The 20,704-nt window shown below is 47.3% G+C and carries 20 protein-coding genes and 1 pseudogene; 16 read left to right on the top strand and 5 right to left on the bottom strand.

The genetic code is table 11. The features are described from left to right. Positions 1 to 59: 59 nt before the first annotated feature. The 5 genes and pseudogenes from gdhA to rplS all read right to left on the bottom strand — a co-directional run bounded on the left by gdhA (position 60) and on the right by rplS (position 5,005). Positions 60 to 1,409 carry an NADP-specific glutamate dehydrogenase gene (gene gdhA / locus A3GW_RS0100655; RefSeq protein WP_018367390.1) on the bottom strand — a complete coding sequence of 450 codons (1,350 nt, stop codon included), beginning with the start codon at positions 1,407 to 1,409 and terminating at the stop codon, positions 60 to 62. A 167-nt stretch (positions 1,410 to 1,576) separates the two neighbouring features. After that, positions 1,577 to 2,572 (bottom strand): NAD(P)/FAD-dependent oxidoreductase, encoded by a 996-nt coding sequence (locus tag A3GW_RS0100650; RefSeq protein WP_018367389.1) that lies wholly within the window; start codon positions 2,570 to 2,572, stop codon positions 1,577 to 1,579. Between the two features lie 702 nt (positions 2,573 to 3,274). Beyond that, positions 3,275 to 3,988: pseudogene (trmD, locus tag A3GW_RS10555) on the bottom strand (tRNA (guanosine(37)-N1)-methyltransferase TrmD); the annotation flags it as partial. Beyond that, the gene (gene rimM / locus A3GW_RS0100640; protein ID WP_018367387.1) at positions 3,978 to 4,496 is read right to left on the bottom strand and encodes a ribosome maturation factor RimM; all 519 of its coding nucleotides are present in this window, start codon (positions 4,494 to 4,496) and stop codon (positions 3,978 to 3,980) included. The gene rimM and the pseudogene trmD, both read right to left, overlap by 11 nt. 161 nt (positions 4,497 to 4,657) lie before the next feature. Further along, on the bottom strand, positions 4,658 to 5,005 hold the full coding sequence (rplS, locus tag A3GW_RS0100635) for a 50S ribosomal protein L19 (RefSeq protein WP_018367386.1): 348 nt from the start codon (positions 5,003 to 5,005) through the stop codon (positions 4,658 to 4,660). A gap of 348 nt (positions 5,006 to 5,353) precedes the next feature. Between rplS and glmS the strand changes: the two genes are divergently transcribed. The 16 genes from glmS to A3GW_RS0100550 all read left to right on the top strand — a co-directional run bounded on the left by glmS (position 5,354) and on the right by A3GW_RS0100550 (position 20,671). Further along, positions 5,354 to 7,168 carry a glutamine--fructose-6-phosphate transaminase (isomerizing) gene (glmS, locus tag A3GW_RS0100630; RefSeq protein WP_018367385.1) on the top strand — a complete coding sequence of 605 codons (1,815 nt, stop codon included), beginning with the start codon at positions 5,354 to 5,356 and terminating at the stop codon, positions 7,166 to 7,168. Between the two features lie 97 nt (positions 7,169 to 7,265). Next, positions 7,266 to 7,820 carry a GNAT family N-acetyltransferase gene (locus A3GW_RS0100625; RefSeq protein WP_018367384.1) on the top strand — a complete coding sequence of 185 codons (555 nt, stop codon included), beginning with the start codon at positions 7,266 to 7,268 and terminating at the stop codon, positions 7,818 to 7,820. After that, positions 7,813 to 9,096 (top strand): CBS-HotDog domain-containing transcription factor SpxR, encoded by a 1,284-nt coding sequence (gene spxR, locus A3GW_RS0100620; protein ID WP_018367383.1) that lies wholly within the window; start codon positions 7,813 to 7,815, stop codon positions 9,094 to 9,096. Before A3GW_RS0100625 ends, spxR begins: the two co-directional genes overlap by 8 nt. Before the next feature lie 253 nt (positions 9,097 to 9,349). Next, on the top strand, positions 9,350 to 10,210 hold the full coding sequence (locus A3GW_RS0100615; RefSeq protein ID WP_018367382.1) for a methionyl aminopeptidase: 861 nt from the start codon (positions 9,350 to 9,352) through the stop codon (positions 10,208 to 10,210). Continuing rightward, entirely contained in the window at positions 10,210 to 11,115 is a 906-nt protein-coding gene (locus A3GW_RS0100610; RefSeq protein ID WP_018367381.1) for a YihY/virulence factor BrkB family protein, read from the top strand. Before A3GW_RS0100615 ends, A3GW_RS0100610 begins: the two co-directional genes overlap by 1 nt. A 3-nt stretch (positions 11,116 to 11,118) precedes the next feature. Further along, positions 11,119 to 11,832, top strand: a complete 714-nt coding sequence (locus A3GW_RS0100605) for a pseudouridine synthase (protein WP_018367380.1) — start codon at positions 11,119 to 11,121, stop codon at positions 11,830 to 11,832. Between the two features lie 9 nt (positions 11,833 to 11,841). Beyond that, positions 11,842 to 12,165, top strand: a complete 324-nt coding sequence (locus A3GW_RS0100600; RefSeq protein WP_018367379.1) for a hypothetical protein — start codon at positions 11,842 to 11,844, stop codon at positions 12,163 to 12,165. Continuing rightward, positions 12,162 to 12,536, top strand: coding sequence for a DUF1722 domain-containing protein (locus A3GW_RS0100595; RefSeq protein ID WP_018367378.1), 375 nt, complete (start codon positions 12,162 to 12,164; stop codon positions 12,534 to 12,536). The genes A3GW_RS0100600 and A3GW_RS0100595 overlap by 4 nt, the downstream gene beginning before the upstream one ends. A 1-nt stretch (position 12,537) precedes the next feature. Further along, on the top strand, positions 12,538 to 13,311 hold the full coding sequence (locus A3GW_RS0100590; protein ID WP_018367377.1) for an alpha/beta hydrolase: 774 nt from the start codon (positions 12,538 to 12,540) through the stop codon (positions 13,309 to 13,311). A gap of 276 nt (positions 13,312 to 13,587) precedes the next feature. Continuing rightward, positions 13,588 to 14,871 (top strand): homoserine dehydrogenase, encoded by a 1,284-nt coding sequence (locus A3GW_RS0100585; RefSeq protein ID WP_018367376.1) that lies wholly within the window; start codon positions 13,588 to 13,590, stop codon positions 14,869 to 14,871. 1 nt (position 14,872) lies between these two features. After that, entirely contained in the window at positions 14,873 to 15,739 is an 867-nt protein-coding gene (thrB, locus tag A3GW_RS0100580; protein ID WP_018367375.1) for a homoserine kinase, read from the top strand. A 121-nt stretch (positions 15,740 to 15,860) separates the two neighbouring features. Then, positions 15,861 to 16,118 (top strand): hypothetical protein, encoded by a 258-nt coding sequence (locus A3GW_RS0100575; protein ID WP_018367374.1) that lies wholly within the window; start codon positions 15,861 to 15,863, stop codon positions 16,116 to 16,118. A 21-nt stretch (positions 16,119 to 16,139) separates the two neighbouring features. Next, on the top strand, positions 16,140 to 17,630 hold the full coding sequence (locus A3GW_RS0100570; protein WP_018367373.1) for an amidase: 1,491 nt from the start codon (positions 16,140 to 16,142) through the stop codon (positions 17,628 to 17,630). A 108-nt stretch (positions 17,631 to 17,738) separates the two neighbouring features. Then, on the top strand, positions 17,739 to 18,602 hold the full coding sequence (locus A3GW_RS0100565) for a transporter substrate-binding domain-containing protein (protein ID WP_018367372.1): 864 nt from the start codon (positions 17,739 to 17,741) through the stop codon (positions 18,600 to 18,602). Between the two features lie 672 nt (positions 18,603 to 19,274). Then, the gene (locus A3GW_RS0100555) at positions 19,275 to 19,946 is read left to right on the top strand and encodes an amino acid ABC transporter permease (RefSeq protein ID WP_018367370.1); all 672 of its coding nucleotides are present in this window, start codon (positions 19,275 to 19,277) and stop codon (positions 19,944 to 19,946) included. Positions 19,947 to 20,017: 71 nt separating this feature from the next. After that, positions 20,018 to 20,671 (top strand): uracil-DNA glycosylase, encoded by a 654-nt coding sequence (locus A3GW_RS0100550; protein ID WP_018367369.1) that lies wholly within the window; start codon positions 20,018 to 20,020, stop codon positions 20,669 to 20,671. Positions 20,672 to 20,704: the final 33 nt, after the last annotated feature.

Below are 20,704 nucleotides of genomic sequence, written 5' to 3'. Positions count from 1 at the left end.
AATTTCAGACCTTAGCCTGATAGGCGTCAAAAAAACTGGGGTAACCCAGTTTTTTTGACTTAAATCACACCTTGAGCGGACATGGCTTCAGCCACCTTGAGAAATCCAGCGATGTTAGCGCCAACGACCAAGTTACCTGGTTGTCCAAATTCCTCAGCAGCAGCGGCAGCATTCTCGTAAATGGTTTTCATGATGCCATACAGTTTCTCATCGACTTCCTCAAAACTCCAAGCAAGACGCTGGCTATTTTGGGACATTTCAAGCGCAGATGTCGCAACACCGCCCGCATTGGCAGCCTTGGCAGGTCCAAAGAGCACGCCATTTTCTTGGAAGGCCGTCACAGCCTCAAGGGTTGACGGCATGTTGGCACCTTCTGCAACAGCAATGACGCCGTTTGCAATCAAGGTCTTGGCATCGTCCTCATTGAGCTCATTTTGAGTGGCACATGGGAAGGCCAGGTCAGCTTTAACAGTCCAGATTGTTGACTCTCCAGTCGGCACAAACTGGGCTTCTGGATGATGGTCGAGGTATTTCGAAATCCGCTCGCGCTCAATTTCTTTTAAGCGTTTCAAGGTCTCAAGATTAATCCCATTCTCATCAATGATGTAACCAGAGGAGTCGGAGCAAGCAATAGGTTTAGCACCTAGTTGATACAATTTCTCAATCGCATAAATGGCGACATTACCTGAGCCCGAAACGATAGCTGTTTTTCCTTCAAAATGCTGACCGATAGATGCCAACATTTGCTCTGCAAAGTAAACTGTCCCATATCCTGTAGCCTCTGTCCGACCAAGTGAGCCACCGTAGGTCAGGCCTTTTCCTGTCAAGACACCATTTTGGTAACCGTTGAGGCGTTTGTACTGTCCAAACATGTAGCCAATCTCTCTCGCGCCAACACCAATGTCCCCTGCTGGCACATCCACATCTGGACCGATGTGACGCTGTAATTCAGTCATAAAGCTCTGAGTGAAAGTCAAGATTTCACGGTCAGACTTGCCTTTGGGGTCAAAATTAGATCCCCCTTTACCGCCTCCAATTGGCAGACCAGTTAGAGAGTTTTTGAAAATCTGTTCAAAGCCTAGGAATTTGATGATCGACTGGTTGACTGAAGGGTGGAAGCGCAAGCCCCCCTTGTATGGTCCGATGGCTGATGAGTACTGCACACGGTAGCCACGGTTAACCTGAACCTGACCTTGGTCATCAACCCATGGCACACGGAAGGAGACCACGCGTTCAGGCTCAACCAAACGCTCTAAGATGTTGTCGTCAATGTATTGAGGGTATTTGTCAAAAACAGGAGCAAGAGAGTCAAAAACCTCCTCAACTGCCTGCAAAAACTCCGCTTCATGGGCATTATCCGCCTTTACCTGTTCGAAAACACGCTTCACATATTCTTGTCCTTTTGTCATTTGTTTTCCTTTCATTTTCAAGAAATTTCAATATATAAAACAGTATAAATTTTCTGACTAATTTTGTCAAGGCATTTTTTGAAAAAAATTAAAGCAGATGAAAAAAATACCCCTTAAATCTCAATTTAAGAGAGAAAGTGGGTATGTTTGTGTATTAACCTAGCTGCCTAGTCCTTAATCAAGGATGTCGAGTGAACCGCACGATTATCTCGGTCAGGATAGATGTAGTTGAGGGCTTGACTGACTGCCAGAGGTGCCTCGCCAAATCCTGTCGCAATCAAATCAACCTTGCCTGGGTAACTAGCTGCATCCCCAACGGCGTAAATTCCCTCTTGGCTGGTCTCTAAGAGCGGTGAGACCAGCAGGCTAGAACGTTTGCTGTCCAATCCCCATTGTTTGAGGTTCTTGTTTGAGGTCGCAAAGCCAAAGCTGACAATCAAGCTATCCAGAGGGATATCAACTGTTTCATCTGATTTGACTTTTTGAATGGTCAGTTGTCTGACCCGTTCGTTATCTCCTGTTAAGGTTAGTGGGACATAGGGTGTCATCAGACGGACGCTTGACTGCTGGAGTAACTCCACGCTGTGTTCGTGGGCTCTGAAAGCCTCCCTACGATGAATAAGTGTGACTGATTTGGCGATAGTTTCTAAAGCCAAGGCCCAATCCACTGCTGAATCGCCACCGCCACAAATGACCACATCTTGTCCAGCAAACTGGTCTAACTGGCGGACATTGTAAAACAGGTTGGTGTCTGCGTAACGCTCTTCACCCTCAAGTCCGAGTGGTCGAGGTGAGAAAGCACCATTGCCACAGGCGATGATGATACTTTTGGCCTCGTGCTGACCCTTGCTGGTCGTCAAGGTAAAGTGGTCGCCAGTCTTGTCGAATGACAAAACTTCCTCCTTGAGGCAGTAAGTCACGCGGTCAGTAAAGCGTTCCAGTTGCTGGAGAAGCTTGGCTGTCAAATCACCTCCAGAAATCTCAGGGTAGGCTGGGATATCATAGATGGTCTTCTCAGGATAGAGAATGGCAGGCTGTCCCCCTAGCTCTGATAGGCTCTCGATAACCTTGACCGTCGCCCCACGCAGACCGGCATAAAAGGCGGTAAAGAGTCCCACAGGACCTCCTCCGATAATCGCAATATCAACAATTTCTGCTGTCATAGTACTCCTTTTTAATCAGCGTCACGCCGATTGGTGATATTTTTTTTGGAAATAGCTGAGCAGTCCTGCTCGGCAACCTTAGGCATCTGATGAGGGTAGGTTAGTCAGTAGCTCGTGGACATCCTGGGCGCCTCTGGCATCATCTAAACTGGAGAAGAGCGCATGCGCTTTTTCAAGATAGTCTCTATTTGAAAGAATTTCACCCAAGCCTCGATAGGCACAAGCCTGAGCAACGCTATCGTCTGTCTGAAGAGCATGGTCAAGGCTTTTCTGCATGATGGTTTCAGCTCTGCCATTGTCGCCCAAAAGATAGGTCAGATAGCCCACTTCATACAGATGAACCGCCCAAATCAAGTGGTTTTTACGAAAATGCCTGCGAATCAGCTGCTCTTCATGCGCCAACTGCTCTTGAGCAGCCGTGTAATCCCCTGCCATGCGGTAGACCATGGCTAGCTGATGGTAGGCTTGGTGCTGATGGCTATGATTCTGCTCTGCCTGAGCCTTATTCAGATAAAGCTGATAGCTAGCTAGAGCAGCTTCTGTCTGTCCCAGCTCAGCATAGACATAACCGTAGGTTGAAAGATAATCATAATAGGCTGAAGAACGCTCAGACACTTCGAGACAATCTAGCAGTGCCAAAGCTCCCTGCAAATCCCCCTGATCCATCAGATCAAAGGCTTGGTAGATGGACTCGCGCCATTTTTCTGACTGAATTGTGTCTAAAATCTGAGCTGTTTCCTCCGTCATCTGATACTGTTCCAACAAATCTGGTCGGCGTTCCAAGGTTTTTTTCAGGGACTGCTCCAAGCGCCAGAGGCGAATATTTTCATGGTGACCGCTCATGAGGACATCAGGCACTACCATGCCTCGAAAATCATAAGGGCGGGTATACTGAGGGTATTCCAAGAGACCTGATGAGAAACTGTCGTCTTGGTGACTGGCTTCCTTGCCGATGACCTCTGGAATCAAGCGCACCGTCGCATCCACCATGGTCATGGCAGCCAATTCTCCGCCCGTCAGGACAAAATCCCCCAAGGAGACCTCATCAGTCACTAAGGTCTTGATCCGCTCATCATAGCCCTCATAATGCCCACAGATGAAAATCAGCTGCTCTTCCTGAGCCAGCTCCTCCGCAAAGGCTTGGTCAAATCGGCGACCAGCTGGGTCTAATAAGAGCACACGCGGCTTTTCTTTTTTCTCCAAAGCCTCAATGCAGTCAAAAATCGGCTGGGCACGGAGCAACATGCCCTGACCACCACCGTAGGGCTCGTCATCGACATGGCGAGCTTTTTCCGCATAATCTCGAAAGTTATGGTAACGAATGTCCAAAAGTCCCTTGTCCTTGGCCTTGCCGACGATGGAATGCTCCAAAGGCGCAAACATCTCTGGAAAAAGGGTTAAAATATCAATCTTCATCGTCCAATCCCTCTAGCAACTCGACATCGACCCGACCGGCTGCGATGTCCACCTTGAGCACCACTGGTGGAATGTAAGGCAGCAATAAGTCTCGCTTGCCTTTACGCTTGACCACCCAAACATCATTGGCACCCGGCTGGAGAATCTCCTTGATTTGCCCAATCAAGACATCGCCCTCGTAAACATCCAGACCGATAATCTCATGGTAGTAAAAATCGCCCTCTTCCAAATCAGAGAGATGTTCCTCTGCAATTTTGAGGGTATACTCCTTGTATTTCTCGACCTCATTGATGTGGTAGAGCCCCTTAAACTTGATGATGTCAAAGTTCTTTTGCTTGCGGTGACTGGCAATTTCGACCTCCATGACAAAGTTGTCCTTAGGGTCAAAAAGGGCTAACTTGCTGCCTTTTTTAAAGCGCTCTTCTGCAAAATCCGTCACAGAAAGGACACGCAGTTCCCCCTGTAAACCTTGGGTATTGACAATTTTACCGACGTTAAAATAATTCATGAGTTCTCCAATTTGATTTTTTATCTATTTTACCATAAAACGGGCAACTATGCAGGACATACTGATTACACTTACCTCTATTGGACATATAAAAAACTACTCTTACTTAAGCAGCAAGAGTAGTTGTCCAGAGCAAATCTACAGGACTTGCTTTGACCGCCTTAACGACGGATTTCTTTGATACGAGCAGCCTTACCTTGAAGGGCACGCAAGTAGTAAAGTTTCGCACGACGGACTTTACCGTGGCGGATAACTTCGATTTTGTCAACACGTGGTGTGTGGAGTGGGAAAGTACGCTCAACCCCGATACCACCAGAAATCTTACGAACCGTATACATTTCTGAGATACCTTGACCTTTACGAGAGATAACAACACCCTCGAAAATCTGGATACGCTCACGAGTACCTTCGACAACTTTCGCGTGAACGCGAACGGTGTCACCAGGACGGAAAGCAGGGATATCAGTACGCAATTGACCTTCGGTCAAACTTTGAATTAATGGATTCATGTATTTACTCCTATCTTTGTCAATCATAGGTGCTTTTAAACCCAGCGGATAAACTGTATTTTTGTGCGTCCATTACACACATCATCTATTGTACCACACTAACAAGTAGTTTGTAAAGGTATGGAATTATTTTTTTCTCAGTAGAATGAGTGATGGTTTATTTTAGGAAATGGGGACAAGACTTAGAAAAAGGACAAACTGTCAAATTTATGATTATTTTATAAATTGATGCTCAAAACCTGACTAGACCAATTTTTTTGTTGACTTCCGAAAAATAAAGTGATATGGTTATTTAGTGATAAATGAGGTCTGTAAATCTGACTAGACCAATTTTTGGAGGAAGAGAACATGTGTGGAATTGTCGGTGTTGTTGGCAATAAAAATGCAACAGATATTTTGATGCAAGGTTTGGAAAAGCTGGAATATCGCGGCTATGATTCAGCTGGGATTTATGTGACATCCGGAGCTGATCAATCACGGTTGATTAAATCAGTCGGTCGTATCGCCGATTTGCGTGATAAACTGGGCATTGATATTCAAGGGACAGCAGGGATTGGTCACACCCGTTGGGCGACTCATGGGAAGCCTAGCGAGGCTAACGCCCACCCTCACCAGTCAGAAGATCAGCGCTTTACGTTGGTGCACAACGGTGTGATTGAGAACTATAAAGAGATTAAGGAGACTTATTTAGCGGATCACCAGTTTCTCGGGCAGACGGACACTGAGATTGCAGTGCACTTGATTGGGCATTTTGCTCAACAAGGTCTCTCAACGCTAGAGGCTTTTCGTCAGGCCTTAAGCGTGATTGAAGGTTCATACGCCTTTGCGCTGATGGATAAGGCTGATGCAAGCACCATCTATGTGGCTAAGAACAAGTCGCCACTCTTGATCGGTCTTGGTGATGGTTACAATATGGTTTGCTCAGACGCCATGGCGATGATTCGTGAGACCAGCGAGTACATGGAGATTCAGGACAAAGAGCTGGTTATCGTGACCAAGGACAAGGTGACAGTCTCAGACTATGCTGGTCAGCCGATTGAGCGTGCGAGCTACATTGCTGAACTGGACTTGTCTGACATTGGCAAGGGCACTTATCCCTACTACATGCTCAAGGAAATTGACGAGCAGCCTGCTGTCATGCGCAAACTTATTCAAAATTATACGGATGAGTCAGGTCAATTAGTCGTTGACGAGGCGGTTATCAAGGCTGTTCAGGAGGCAGATCGCCTCTACATCATCGCAGCAGGGACATCTTACCATGCTGGTTTTGCAGCGAAGACCTTCTTAGAAGACTTGACCCAGACACCTGTTGAGTTGGGTATTGCTTCAGAGTGGGGATACCACACGCCTTTGCTCAGTCAGAAGCCACTTTTTATCTTCATCAGTCAGTCAGGTGAGACGGCTGATAGCCGTCAGGTTCTGGTCAAAGCTAACCAGATGGGGATTCCTAGCCTAACCGTGACTAATGTCCCAGGATCAACCTTGTCTCGTGAGGCAGACCATACCTTACTTCTCCATGCTGGACCTGAGATCGCAGTAGCATCGACCAAGGCTTATACAGCTCAAGTGGCGACCTTGGCGATTTTGGCGACAGCGGTTGGTCGGGCGATGGGCAATAGCCGAGCAGAAGCCTTTGATGTGGTCAGAGAGCTCTCGCTGGTTGCCCAGTCTATTGAGGCCAGCCTGTCAGAGAAAGAAGCGGTTGCCAGCAAGGTGGAGCAGCTCTTGTCAACCAGTCGGAACGCCTTTTACATTGGTCGCGGCAGCGATTATTACGTTGCCATGGAGGCCAGTCTAAAGCTGAAAGAAATCTCCTACATCCAGTGCGAAGGGTTCGCTGCTGGAGAACTCAAGCATGGAACCATCTCACTCATCGAGGATGGCACACCAGTCATCGCTCTGCTATCTAACAACAAAACGGTGGCTAGCCATGCGCGTGGTAATATCTCAGAAGTGGTTGCTCGTGGAGCCAGTGTCCTAACCATCGCAGAAGAAGGCGTAGCACAAGCTGAAGATGATATTGTCGTGACGGCGGTGCACCCCTACCTGTCACCGATTGCCATGGTGATACCGACCCAGCTGATTGCCTATTACGCTTCCTTGCAACGGGGCTTGGACGTTGACAAGCCGCGTAACCTGGCTAAGTCTGTCACTGTTGAATAAACTGTCGAACCTGTTGCCCTTGGGCAGCGGGTTTTTCTCGTAAATCCGTCACCAATTTAGCCAAGATAGGGTTTTTATGCTATACTAGACAGAGATGATGAAGATTTGGACAGCACTGGCAAAATATGCCAGCTTTGAAACCGCTGGATTGGTTTGTCGACCAATCCGTTTTGAGGATAGAGATGCCTTTTATGAGATGGTCAGTGTTCCTGACAATGCTCGCTTTATCCTACCTTTAGTTACCTCGCAAGAGCAGAGCGATGAGCTGCTGGTGCAGACCTTTATGACGCGACCGCTAGGGATTTGGGGCATTTGCCAGAAACCGACAGGTGAGCTTATCGGGCTGATTCGCTTGGATCATTTAGATGTAAACAATGGCCGAGCTGAACTGGGCTACCTGCTCAAGCAATCCAAGTGGGGTCAAGGGCTGATGACGGAAGCTGTTAAAACCTTGACCTTTATAGCCTTTTATGAAATCAGGTTAAAGGAGCTCATCATCGTCTGTGATATTGACAATAAAGCTAGTCAACGTGTCGCTGAAAAAGCGGGTTTTCGCCTCATCAAGCGTCACCGTGGTAGTGACCGCTACACACATCAGATTAGAACCTACCTAACTTATCAACTCACATCGGGAGATTATCGCTATGAGTAAGCATCAAGAGATACTGATTTATCTGGAAAAATTACCCGTCGGTAAACGGGTCAGTGTTCGGAGCATTTCCAATCACCTCAGGGTCAGTGACGGAACCGCTTATCGTGCCATAAAAGAAGCGGAAAATCGCGGTCTGGTTGAAACAAGACCACGAAGTGGGACCGTTCGTGTGGAAAAGAAAACCAAGGAACGCTTGGATCGCTTGACCTATGCGGAGATTGCCAGAGTCAGTGATTCGGAAGTATTGGCGGGGCACTCGGGTCTGGGTCACGAGTTTAGCAAATTCTCGATTGGTGCCATGACGCGGGACAATATTCTTCGTTATTTGGTGAAGGGCGGGCTCTTGATTGTTGGAGACCGCGAAGCGATTCAGTTGCTAGCCTTAGAACACGCTAATGCCATTCTTGTGACAGGAGGCTTCAAGGTTTCAGACCGTGTGCTTGATACATCAAACAAGCTCGGTATTCCTGTCATGGTGACCAGCTATGATACATTTACCGTAGCGACCATGATCAATCAAGCCCTATCCAATGTCCGTATCAAGACGGATGTCAAAACTGTTGACCAAATTTACCAGTTCAAAAATGACTATGGCTGCTTGCTGGATACCGACCATGTCAGTGATTACATCATGATGCTCAAGCACCATAACCATGTCCGATTTCCGGTTGTGGATAAGCACGATACGGTACTTGGCGTCGTCAGCATGCGCGATTTAGCTGGTAAAGATGGCGATATCAGCATTGCTGAAGTCATGTCCAAAGACCCTGTTGTCACCACGCCAAATGTCAGTCTAGCCACCATCAGCCAGAAAATGATTTTTGAAGATTATGACATGCTACCAGTGGTTAACGAAAACCATAAACTTCTAGGTGTCGTGACCAGACGGCGGGTCATGGAGAGCTTGCAAGATAGTAAAAATGCCAATCTCCATACCTATAGTGAGCAGATTGTGTCCAATTTGAAATTAGAAAATGACACTTATCAGTTCGCTGTTGAACCAGCCATGGTGGACAACTCTGGTAACCTTGCTCAGGGCATTTTAGCAGAACTCATCAAAGAGGTTGTTCACCGCCGCTTAATGTCTAAAAACAAGAAAAACATCATCATTGAGCAGATGGTGATCTATTTCCTTCAGTCAGTTCAAATTGACGATGTCCTTGCCATCGTACCAAACATCATTACTGAAACGAGACGCAGTGCTGCCATTGATGTCGAAATTCACCTCAACAGCCATGTTGTCGTCAAGGCACTGGTGACTAGTAAGATGAGCTAGGCACCTGCTGATATTTCGCTAAAATTAGTCAGCCACATCAATAAAAGAGAGAGTGGGACAAAAATCGGTAACCCGAAGGGAGCGATGAGTCGTTAGCCCACCTCCGCACAGTTGAGTAGGACTGTAACAGCTGATAAGATCAGCGCCTTAGAGTCCACTCAATCACTGCGTCCTTCTTCGCTGACTAGAATACCATTAAGGGTTAGGACTTTTGTCCCAGCCCCAATCTCCGTTATATTTAGAAAGAGAATTTATGATTACTTTAAAATCCCAACGAGAAATTGATGCCATGGATCGGGCTGGTGACTTCCTAGCCAGCATTCATATTGGTCTGCGTGAGATTATTAAGCCAGGAGCAGACATGTGGGCTGTGGAAGAATATGTTCGCAAACGTTGCAAGGCGGAAAATGTATTGCCGCTGCAAATTGGTGTGGACGGTCATGTCATGGATTATCCTTATGCGACCTGTTGCGGTCTCAACGATGAAGTTGCGCATGCTTTTCCGCGTCATTATATCTTAAAAGAAGGTGACTTGCTCAAAGTTGATATGGTGATGAGTGAACCTTTGGATAAAAGCGTTCTTGATGTCTCCAAACTAAACTTTGATAATGTTGCTGAGATGAAAAAGCACACCCAGTCCTATAAAGGCGGTTTGGCAGACTCTTGCTGGGCTTATGCAGTCGGTCAGGTATCTGATGAGGTTAAAAACCTAATGGCAGTCACTCGGGAGTGTCTTTATGTTGGGATGGAACAAGCTGTCGTCGGCAATCGTATCGGGGATATTGGCGCAGCCATTCAGCAATATGCTGAAGAACGTGGCTACGGTGTGGTGCGTGATTTGGTCGGTCACGGTGTCGGTCCAACTATGCACGAAGAGCCTATGGTACCGCACTACGGTGTGGCTGGACGAGGCCTGCGCCTCAAGGAAGGGATGGTCTTGACTATCGAACCGATGATTAACACAGGTACTTGGGAGATTGATACGGACATGAAGACAGGTTGGGCGCACAAAACCTTGGATGGTGGCTTGTCCTGTCAGTATGAGCACCAATTTGTGATTACGAAGGACGGTCCTCGCATCTTGACCAGTCAGGGTGAGGAGCGGACCTACTGATGCTAAAAGAACGGTTTCAAACGTTAAAAGCCCACCCTCTGGTTCAAAAGTTTATTAGCCACTATCAAAGTGCAGAGATTGATTTGTCTAGCATTGCGGTTGCCTATTATTTATTGTTGACACTTTTTCCTTTGTTGGTCTTAGTGGCCAATATTTTTCCCTATTTCAACATAAATACAACTGATCTATTAACCTTTTTGAGGGAACAGTTGCCTAAAGAGTTGTATGACATTGTTGCTGGTTTGGTGGAGAATATTTTCAACAAACCACTGACAGGTTTGGTTTGGTTATCTTTGGGAACTGGTTTTTGGACCATGTCCAGAGGCTTTTTCTTCTTACAAAAGGCGGTCAACAAGGCTTATGACAATAGTGATGACCACAGGGACTTTTTGCTAGGGCGTTTGATTGGACTCTTGTCAGGCGTTATTCTCATTGTTTTCCTGGCTCTGGGTATCGTCTTGTCTACCTTTGGGCGCAGTTTGCTGGATTTGCTTCATCAGCGTTTTGGCTTGGTGACAGAGCTTTATCAGCTTTTGGGCACCTTGTTACAGCCCATGGTCTGGCTTGTTTTTGGGATTGCTCTTCTTATTTTGTACTATCTCTTGCCCAATATTCGGATCACCAAAAAGCGCTATCTGCTCCCTGGAACGCTCTTCACCAGTTTTGTCTTATTAACAACAACTAACCTTTTTGGGACTTACGTCAGTCAGACCATCATGCGGATGGAGAATTTGCGATTTCTTGGTTCTGTGGCGCTTTTTGCCCTTATGATGTGGTTTATTCTCTTTAGCCAGGTTTTGATTTTTGGGGCAGTCTTGAACGCTTCCTATCAGGCCTATCGCGAAGGGGAACTGATTCCTAGACGAGGAACTGTTAAACAGCTGGTTACAGGGCAAAAGGAGTAAGGGATGCGTCTGGATAAATTTCTAACAGAAGTTGGTTTGGGCTCTCGGACAGAGGTCAAGACCTTGCTTAAGAAAAAGCTGATCACAGTTAATGGTCAGGTCATCACTTCGCCAAAGGAACAGGTTGATGAGCTGGCAGACCAAGTCTCTCATCAAGGGCAACCTCTGGTCTATGAGGATCTAGTCTACTACCTGCTCAACAAGCCTGCTGGTGTCATCTCAGCCACCGAAGATAGCAAGCATCGGACGGTTTTAGACCTGCTAGATGAGGCTGCTCGCCACAAGCAGGTCTTTCCTGTCGGTCGCTTGGACAAGGACACGACAGGTCTCCTGCTCTTGACCAATAACGGTCAGTTGGCGCACGCTCTGCTATCGCCCAAAAAACACGTCGACAAAACCTATGAGGCAGATGTAGATGGGCTGATGGATGAGGCAGACGTGGCGGCTTTTGCGGCCGGCATTACCCTTAGTGACCACCAGTGTCTACCGGCGGTTTTGGAGTTGTTGGACATGGCAGAGCAGACCAGTCGGGTGCGGATTACCATTCGAGAAGGGAAGTTCCATCAGGTCAAGCGCATGGTGGCTAGTCGTGGCAAAACTGTAACTCGTCTCAAGCGCCTCAGCATGGGACCGCTGAGCCTACCTGACGACCTGCCTGAAGGGGCTTATCGTCGACTGACGGCAGACGAAGTCACAGCGCTTTTAGCGCTAGTGTAGGAGGTTATCATGTTTTTGGAGATGTTTCTGGAATTGCTGGCGGACCTATCTGTACTCTTTGTCGAAGATGTGGCGGCAGATCGCCCAATCCAGTTGTCATGGCTAAGGTATGGCCTGGCTTGGGTGATTTATCTGGCTCATCTCGGTCTCTTGTTGATGCTTGCTGCTGGTACTGTCATTTTATCTAAAGCTATGTTGGGTGAGCAGGAGAAGTGGCAGTTGCTACTGGCTCTCTTACTAGCGCTTATCACCGTTTTTTGGCTCTGGCGATGTATGAGATTGACCAAACTGATGTGGCGAGCAAGTGTATTAAGGTTGAGGAGGAAGAGATGACGACATCCATTCAAGCCCAGTGGGCTTATCATAAGTACTGGGTCATGGGACACTCGCAAGCCCATTACAATGCTATTCGTCTGCTTTTTAAGGGCAATGACTGGTCGGCAGATAAAGAAAAGGATTTTTATCGCCTCTTGGCTGAAGCGCAAGCCATTGCCCCGACAGGGGCGACCCTGAGGACTGCCTACCAGCACATCTGGGGTTATTTTAAGAAAATAGCCAACGATGAAGAGCGGGATGCCTATAAGGAAATGATTGGGGACGAGACGACCTACGAGGAGTTGGGTGAGTTTTTGGTGCAGATGATTGAGAATTACCAACCTAAGTATTTGGTGAATTCTAAATTTTATGAAGATGGGGGATTTTGAGATGGCTGTTTTTAACATCGAGTATTTTTCGCAAGTTTTGGACATGGAGTGGAACGTCAATGTCATCTACCCAGATGCTAGTCGGGTGACTGAGCCTGACTTGACGGACATTCCTGTGCTGTATCTCTTGCATGGTATGAATGGCAACCACAACAGCTGGCTTAAACGCAGTCACATCGAGCGCTTGGTTCGTCAGACCAATCTGATTGTAGTTCTGCCCAATACCAGCAACGGTTGGTACACGGATACCCAGTATGGTTATGCCTACTATACCGCCATCGCTGAGGAGTTGCCGCGCGTGCTCAAGCGCTTCTTCCCCAACATGACCGACAAGCGCGAGAAGACCTTTATCGCAGGTCTCTCCATGGGTGGCTATGGTGCCTTTGCCTTAGCTCTCAAGACCAACCGCTTCGGTTATGCGGCTAGCCTATCTGGGGCTCTCACCTTTGAAAACTTTACCGCCAAGGAGTTGGCTAAGCCCGCTTACTGGCAGGGCGTCTTTGGTCAGGTGGATGACTGGACGACCTCTCCTTATGCTTTGGAGACAATGGCAGAGCAGCACGACAAAGAGACCCAGTTCTGGGCCTGGTGCGGTGAGGAAGATTTTCTCTATCAGGCTAACCTGACGGCTGTTGACCGCTTGAGAGAGCTAGGATTAGAGGTGACTTTTAGCCACTCCGCAGGAACTCACGACTGGTATTATTGGGAAAAGCATCTGGTTGATGTTCTCAACTGGCTACCAATCGACTTTGTCATGGAAGAGCGACTGGACTAAAGCAGCAACAGACAGCTAGTCAAACCTGTTAAACCGATGAAGGAAATCATTCACTCAAGGATTAAGTCTACTTGCTCTTGCTATTTCCTTTTAGGACAGCAGTCGACAAGAGGGGAGTATGACTTTTCTGAAAAAAACACTTGTGATAGTGAAGCTGTTACAGGTGTTTTTTCATCCCTAAGAGAGTGAAGATGAGGTGATTCGGCTAGCTTTTGTAAACCTGTTTGTGTTATAATTTGAAAGATACATCATTTAGAAAAAAGAGTGAGGACAAACGTGATTAAAATTGCACTATTAGGATTTGGAACGGTAGCCAGCGGTGTGCCATTCTTGTTGGAGGAAAATGCCAGCAAGATTGAGCAGGCTGTCGGAGGACGACTAGAGATTGCCAAAATTCTGGTTAAGGACGAATCGGAAAAACAACGTCTTGTAGAGGCTGGTCATGACTATCATTTTGTTACCGATGTGGCAGAGATTATGACTGACCAAGATATTGCAATCGTGGTTGAGTTGATGGGACGGATTGAGCCGGCAAAAACCTTTATCAGTCAGGCATTGGCAGCTGGCAAGCACGTGGTATCAGCTAATAAAGACTTGATTGCGGTGCATGGCAAGGAGCTGTTGGCTCTGGCAGACCAACACCAGGTTGGGTTTTACTATGAGGCGGCGGTGGCTGGCGGTATTCCGATTTTGCGGACACTGGCAAACTCTCTGACAGCTGATAAGGTCACTCGTCTCTTGGGGGTGCTCAACGGCACCTCAAACTTCATGCTAACCAAAATGGTGGACGAAGGATGGTCTTATGAGCAGGCACTGGCAACTGCACAGGAGCTGGGTTATGCGGAGAGCGACCCAACCAACGATGTCGAGGGGATAGATGCGGCCTACAAGGCTGCTATCCTTAGTCAGTTTGGTTTTGGCATGACGGTTGATTTTGAGACCGTTCGTCACAGTGGGATTTCGACCATCACGCCTGCTGATGTGACCATGGCTCAGCAACTGGGCTATGTCATCAAACTGGTTGGTGATGTGCGTGAAACAGCATCAGGCTTATCAGTTGAGGTGGCGCCGACCTTCTTGCCAAAATCGCATCCGCTGGCTAGCGTCAACGGCGTCATGAACGCTGTCTTTGTGGAGTCTATCGGTATCGGTCAATCCATGTTTTATGGACCAGGAGCAGGTCAGAAACCGACAGCGGTGTCTGTCGTGGCGGATTTGGTCCAATTGGGCAGAGCCATCACAGATGGTCAAGTAATTTCAGCCTTTAACGGTTTTGCTCAAGAGACTCATCTGGCTCAGCCTGAGGATGTGACGAACTCCTACTATTTTGCTCTGTCCATCAAGGATGAAGCAGGTCAGTTCTTTAAGTTAGCTCAGCTATTTGCCAAGGAAAACATCTCCTTCCAACAGGTGCTACAAACTGAAGGGGACGGCGAGACCGCTCGTGTCGTGATTGTCACCCACGAGATGAGTTTAGTACAGCTGGATCGGGTACGGACGCAAATTGCAACAGCAGATCAAGTAACCCTGCTCAATCACTTTAAGGTACTGGGGGTGTGAGATGAAGATTATCGTTCCAGCGACTTCAGCCAATATCGGACCGGGTTTTGACTCGGTTGGTGTGGCAGTGTCCAAATACCTGACGGTTGAGGTGCTAGAGGGTACAGAAGACTGGATCATCGAGCATGACTTGGGTGAGGAGATTCCTGCTGATAAGACCAACTTGCTCATTACAACAGCGCTTGAAGTGAGTGAGAACCTGTTGCCACATCGGTTAAAGATGAGCAGTGATATTCCTCTGGCTCGAGGGCTGGGGTCATCGAGTTCCGTGATTGTGGCGGGGATTGAACTGGCTAATCAGCTGGGTAACTTGCAACTGTCTGATGAGGATAAATTACGGATAGCCAACAGCATTGAAGGGCATCCTGACAACGTTGCCCCAGCGATTTTTGGTAATCTCGTCGTGGCGTCTTATGTGGATGGGGAACTGAGCCATCTGGTAGCCCCCTTTCCTGTCTGCTCGCTCTTGGCTTACATTCCGAGCTATGAGCTCAAAACCAGTGAGAGCCGTGGTGTCTTACCTGAGACCTTGTCTTACAAGGAAGCAGTAGCGGCCAGTGCGGTATCCAATATGGCTATTACGGGCCTATTGACAGGTGATATGGTGCTGGCAGGCAAGGCTATTCAAAATGACCATTTCCATGAGCCTTACCGTCAACGTCTCGTCAGAGAATTTGCCAGTGTCAAATCGATTGCTCTGACAGCTGGTGCTTACGGGGTCTATCTGTCAGGAGCAGGTCCAACCATCATGATTTTAGCCCCTAGAGACAAGGTAGAACTCATCAGTCAGGCAGTCAACCGTTTGGGTCACGATGGTGAGCTGGTGCAGTTGATTGTCGACACCCAGGGGCTAAGAGTAGAAAAGTAAATCCGTAAAGGTGCAGTTGCTTGTGGAGCTAATCTTCTCCAATTTGCCAGAACAGGTGGGGATTGCCTATTGCCAAGCGTTTTTGTAGCCTTTAGTTGCGTTATACAAGGTGCTATACAAGATGCGCATCACTGAGAGAAAGACTAAGAAAATCATGCCGATAGCTACTGTAAAAGGTCGCTTGCGAGCTCTACTTGAGGCTTGCAGTGAGAGTCTGTCAGAACAGGACACGTACCGTTTTCAGACTTTTCTAGACCATGATGAATGGGGGCTGGTCGTTGATGAGCTACTTGCCATGCTTGATCAGGGAGAGTTGGCGATTGAACCAGATGTAAAAGATGACTTGCAGGACATGGCCAAGGACATGGGCATATTGTGATAGAGGAAAGGAGAAAGACGGATGGAAGAAGAGCTGATTCGTCAGGATGCCACGGGGCTGGCAGAGCTGATTCGCCAAAAAGAGCTGACGGCACGTGAGCTGGTGGAGAAGACTATCCAGCGTATAGAACGTCTCAATCCGCTCATCAATGCGGTTGTCAGTACCCAGTACGAGGAGGCGTTAGCAATTGCTGAACAGTTAGACCGACAAGGGTCGTCAGACCGTCCTTTTGCGGGTGTTCCTATCTTGCTCAAGGATTTAGGTCAAAACCAAGCAGGGCAGCTTTCGACTTCTGGCTCACGGCTTTTTGCCAATTATCGCGCTAGCACCACAGATAACCTGGTCAAACGATTGGAGGAGCTTGGTTTTGTCATTCTTGGTCGCACCAATACGCCTGAGTTTGGCTTCAAAAATATCTCTGACAGCAGTTTACACGGTGCAGTCAATCTCCCTCGAGAGTTGACCCGAAATGCAGGCGGATCTAGCGGAGGTGCAGCAGCAGCGGTGGCAGCTGGGCTTGTGCCGCTAGCAGGAGCTAGTGATGGCGGCGGGTCTATTCGGATTCCGGCTAGTTTTAATGGCTTAATCGGACTTAAACCTAGTCGTGGTCGGGTGCCAGTTGGTCCGACGTCTTTCAGAGGATGGCAGGGTGCGTCTAGTCATTTTGCCCTGACCAAATCCGTTCGTGACACCAGAAATCTGCTCTGGCACTTGCAGACTTGTCAGCTGGAGAGCCCGTTTCCTCTGCCGACCTTATCACAGGACAGCCTTTATCAGCCGGCTAAGACATCGTTAAAAATCGCCTATTTTCCCCAGTCTCCTGTGGGAACACAGCTGTCAGAAGCCGCTCAAGCAGCGGTGGCAGAAGTCGCCCAAGCCCTGCGTGACTTGGGGCATGAAGTGGTTGAACTGGACGACTACCCTGTCGATGCGGTGGCGCTCTTGCAGTCTTATTACCTGATGAACAGCGTGGAAACTGCTCAGATGTTCTCTGAGATTGAGGAGGGGCTGGGAAGACAAGTGACGCCTGATGACATGGAACTGATGACCTGGGCTATTTATCGGAGTGGTTTGACCATTCCAGCTCGAGTCTATTCAAAAACGCTACAAGACTGGGATCGGTTCAGTCATCAGATGGCGGTCTTCCATGAGACTTATGATGTGCTGTTGACCCCGACAGTGGCTGATGTGGCGCCTCTACACGGTCAGTTAACCCCATCTGATGCGGTGCGTCAGCGATTAATCCAAATGGATCACTACACCATGAGCCAGCAGCAGGAGCTGATTTGGGAGATGTTTGCGCCAGCCCTTGCAGTGACACCAATCACAGCGCATGCCAATCTGACAGGACAGCCTGCGATCAGCCTGCCAACCTATGAGCGATCAGACGGTTTGCCTATCGGTATTCAACTCATGGCGGCTAAGGGTCGGGAGGATATGCTCCTTTCAATAGCTGAGCAGTTGGATCAGACAGGTGCTATAAAACAGCTGGCAGTTAGCCAACTGTTATAGGTTAGAAATGTGAGTTGTTCGGTTAAAAACGCTTGCCAAAAGTGATTTGACGTGTTAACCTATAGAACGTGGTAGGTTTACCAACAAAAAATAGGAGATAACTAACTCATGTTGAAAAAACTAAGTGCTCTATTTACTCTCGGCTTGTCGCTGGTTCTAGTGGCTTGTTCTGGCAAGTCAGCTGATACTGCTAAAGAAACCACCCAGTGGGAAAAGATTGAACAAGCAGGTGTCATTAAAGTTGCAACGCCAGGAACCTATTGGCCGACGTCATTTCATGATGACAAGGACGAATTGACAGGGTACGAAATTGAGCTATTAAACGAAATTGCTAAGCGTCTCGGTGTCAAGGTGGAATACCAAGAACTGGCTTTTGCAGAATCCTTTGCTTCTGTTGATAACGGTAGTGTTGACCTTTTTGTGAACAATCTAGACAGTACCCCAGAGCGTGAGGAAAAGTATAATCTCTCTGTTCCTTACAAATACTCTGTCAGTGGGATGATTGTCCGTGCAGATGGGTCATCAGGCATCGAAAAAGCTGACTTGTCTGACTGGAAGGGCAAAAAAGCTGCTGGTGAAGCAGGAACCAACTTTATGAAATTGGCAGAAAAACTTGGTGCAGAATTGGTCACTTATGACAACGTGTCAGGTGATGTTTACCTGCGCGACGTTGAGAATGGTCGAACAGATTTCATTCCAAACGATTACTACACCCAAGCGCTCTATGTCGAGATGATGAAGGAACAGTTCCCTAACCTTGCCATGGGTAAAGCCAAATATAACCCAACCAAACAGGCCATGGTGATGAACAAAGCTGATGACAGCTTGAAACAGAAAATCGATCCAATCATTGAAGAGATGATTGCTGATGGCACTTTAAAAGCTTTGTCTGAAAAATACTATTCAGGTGCTGATTTGACTAAGCCTGAAGAGGGTGCGGATAAATTGCCAGTAGTTGATTTTTCAAAATAAAACATCATAGAGGGACAGCCAACCAGACTGACAGCAGTCGGTGCTGTCGCTCTTTTTTGATGAAAAGTTCTAAACGCTATATGGGTTAGTAGGTCATGCTGAACTTTTTTAAGAGGAAGTGACTAAAAAACCTCCCAGAGGAGGTCTTTAAAGTGGCGACTAGAACATAAACGATATCGAAGCGATTGCTGCCAGGATAGCGAAAACTATTTTCCAAGCAAGGGTATGCTTTTTGAAAAGTTTATCAGAAAAAAGAACGATCAAAAGGCAGATCCAAAAAAAGATGACTTTATATACCATGAAAAGTTACCGCTTGCGCTTAGCGCATCCTTTCTAATGTCTTGCGACGATGTGTTTAACATCGCTTGAGCGCTTATTATATATTATAATTGTATTATATCAAAAATACAAAATGTTTCAAATCGTGCGTGAATCTTTGAACGAATCGATGGACAGAAAGCCTAGAGGAAGCTTTGGAAATGGCAGTGTTGAGTGGAAGACGAGCTTTTTCAAGATAGGTCTAATGAATGGTAAGGCCTGACTGTTAGTGAATGAAACAGGCTTGGCGGTCTGACATATTGAAAAGTACAGTTGAGGTTTGGCGCTTGACTTAGTCTCACATCTTCTCGTGTTGGAGATCAACAGCATAAATAAATCAAAAGGAGAAAAAATATGGATATTCGCTGGGACGCGATGTTTAACCCTGAGGTGGCTAAGGAGGCTATTCCAAAGATTTTGGAGGGCTTGCCCTGGACTTTGGGCTTATCACTGATTGGTTTTGGGTTAGGGACACTATTAGGCTTTTTCGTGGCAGTGGCTCGGTTGTCGCGTTTTGCTCCCTTGCGCTGGCTGGTGCAGGCACATTTATCCCTGATGAGGGGGATTCCTATGATGGTGTTTCTCTTTTTGATTTATTTTGGTCTACCTTATGTTGGGATAAAATTTGATGCGGTAACTTCTAGTATTCTGGCTTTTAGTATCATGTCTAGTGCCTACATTTCAGAAATTATTCGCTCCTCCTTGCAGGCGGTGGACAAGGGACAATGGGAAGCGGCGCGTGCTCTAGGGTTGCCCATCACTAGCATCTACCGTAAGGTGATTATCCCTCAGGCGTTTCGGATTGCCTTACCGCCGTTGAGTAATGTCTTATTGGACATGGTTAAAAGTACAGCCATTACCGCCATGATCAGTGTTCCAGAGATGTTTCAAAAGGCAAAAATTGTCGGTGGAGCCAGATGGGACTACATGACCGTTTATATCTGTGTGTCGCTGATTTATTGGGTGATTTGTACCCTCTATGCTTTGGGCCAAGCAGAGCTGGAAAAGCGACTGCAGGTCTATTAACTGGTTCAAGTCTGGTTTGATTTTTTAGGTTAAGTCCTGTACAATAAAGCCAAAAAAAAGGAGGTCGAAATATGGCACATTCAACATGGCATGACTTGATTAAGTCAGAGCTACCTGAGGGGTATTTTGCCAACATCAATCATTTTTTAAATGACGTTTATGCACAGGGAACAGTCTATCCGCCAAAGGATAAGGTCTTTGCTGCCCTGCAGACAACAGCCTTAGAAGACGTCAAGGTGGTCATTCTGGGTCAGGATCCCTATCACGGCCCCATGCAAGCGCAGGGCTTGTCTTTTTCAGTTCCTAATGACCTACCTGCTCCGCCATCTCTCCAAAATATCCTCAAGGAGCTAGCTGACGATGTGGGTGAGCGGTCTCATCATGAGTTGACCCCATGGGCTGAGCAGGGCGTTTTGCTCTTAAATGCCTGTTTGACGGTGCCTGCTGGTCAGGCCAATGGGCATGCTGGTCTTATCTGGGAGACCTTTACAGATGCGGTTATCCGAGTGGTTAATCAGCAAGCGCAACCAGTTGTTTTTATCCTCTGGGGATCTTATGCACGAAAGAAAAAAGCACTGGTGACTAACCCTCAGCATTTGGTGTTAGAATCAGCCCACCCTAGCCCCTTATCGGCTTATCGTGGTTTTTTTGGTAGCCGTCCTTTTTCAAAGGCAAATGCATTTTTGACTAGTCGGGGCTTGCCAGAAATTGATTGGCTCCGTTAAAGACGAATATTTTGTAAAAATAAACTATTATTA

Source organism: Streptococcus entericus DSM 14446 (assembly GCF_000380025.1).
GTDB lineage: Bacteria > Bacillota > Bacilli > Lactobacillales > Streptococcaceae > Streptococcus > Streptococcus entericus.
Note: the sequence above shows the minus strand (reverse complement) of the source record. Positions and strands in the feature narration are given on the sequence as shown.

Bases quoted from the DNA above. Each gene is read 5' to 3' on its own strand.
- A3GW_RS0100590 (WP_018367377.1), top strand. From the start codon at position 12,538: ATGGCTGTTTTTAACATCGAGTATTTTTCGCAAGTTTTGGACATGGAG.
- thrB (WP_018367375.1), top strand. From the start codon at position 14,873: ATGAAGATTATCGTTCCAGCGACTTCAGCCAATATCGGACCGGGTTTT.
- A3GW_RS0100615 (WP_018367382.1), top strand. From the start codon at position 9,350: ATGATTACTTTAAAATCCCAACGAGAAATTGATGCCATGGATCGGGCT.
- A3GW_RS0100555 (WP_018367370.1), top strand. From the start codon at position 19,275: ATGGATATTCGCTGGGACGCGATGTTTAACCCTGAGGTGGCTAAGGAG.
- rplS (WP_018367386.1), bottom strand. From the start codon at position 5,005: ATGAATCCATTAATTCAAAGTTTGACCGAAGGTCAATTGCGTACTGAT.
- A3GW_RS0100600 (WP_018367379.1), top strand. From the start codon at position 11,842: ATGTTTTTGGAGATGTTTCTGGAATTGCTGGCGGACCTATCTGTACTC.
- A3GW_RS0100570 (WP_018367373.1), top strand. From the start codon at position 16,140: ATGGAAGAAGAGCTGATTCGTCAGGATGCCACGGGGCTGGCAGAGCTG.
- A3GW_RS0100565 (WP_018367372.1), top strand. From the start codon at position 17,739: ATGTTGAAAAAACTAAGTGCTCTATTTACTCTCGGCTTGTCGCTGGTT.
- A3GW_RS0100625 (WP_018367384.1), top strand. From the start codon at position 7,266: ATGAAGATTTGGACAGCACTGGCAAAATATGCCAGCTTTGAAACCGCT.
- A3GW_RS0100595 (WP_018367378.1), top strand. From the start codon at position 12,162: ATGACGACATCCATTCAAGCCCAGTGGGCTTATCATAAGTACTGGGTC.
- A3GW_RS0100650 (WP_018367389.1), bottom strand. From the start codon at position 2,572: ATGACAGCAGAAATTGTTGATATTGCGATTATCGGAGGAGGTCCTGTG.
- A3GW_RS0100605 (WP_018367380.1), top strand. From the start codon at position 11,119: ATGCGTCTGGATAAATTTCTAACAGAAGTTGGTTTGGGCTCTCGGACA.
- rimM (WP_018367387.1), bottom strand. From the start codon at position 4,496: ATGAATTATTTTAACGTCGGTAAAATTGTCAATACCCAAGGTTTACAG.
- A3GW_RS0100575 (WP_018367374.1), top strand. From the start codon at position 15,861: ATGCGCATCACTGAGAGAAAGACTAAGAAAATCATGCCGATAGCTACT.
- glmS (WP_018367385.1), top strand. From the start codon at position 5,354: ATGTGTGGAATTGTCGGTGTTGTTGGCAATAAAAATGCAACAGATATT.
- A3GW_RS0100610 (WP_018367381.1), top strand. From the start codon at position 10,210: ATGCTAAAAGAACGGTTTCAAACGTTAAAAGCCCACCCTCTGGTTCAA.
- spxR (WP_018367383.1), top strand. From the start codon at position 7,813: ATGAGTAAGCATCAAGAGATACTGATTTATCTGGAAAAATTACCCGTC.
- A3GW_RS0100550 (WP_018367369.1), top strand. From the start codon at position 20,018: ATGGCACATTCAACATGGCATGACTTGATTAAGTCAGAGCTACCTGAG.
- gdhA (WP_018367390.1), bottom strand. From the start codon at position 1,409: ATGACAAAAGGACAAGAATATGTGAAGCGTGTTTTCGAACAGGTAAAG.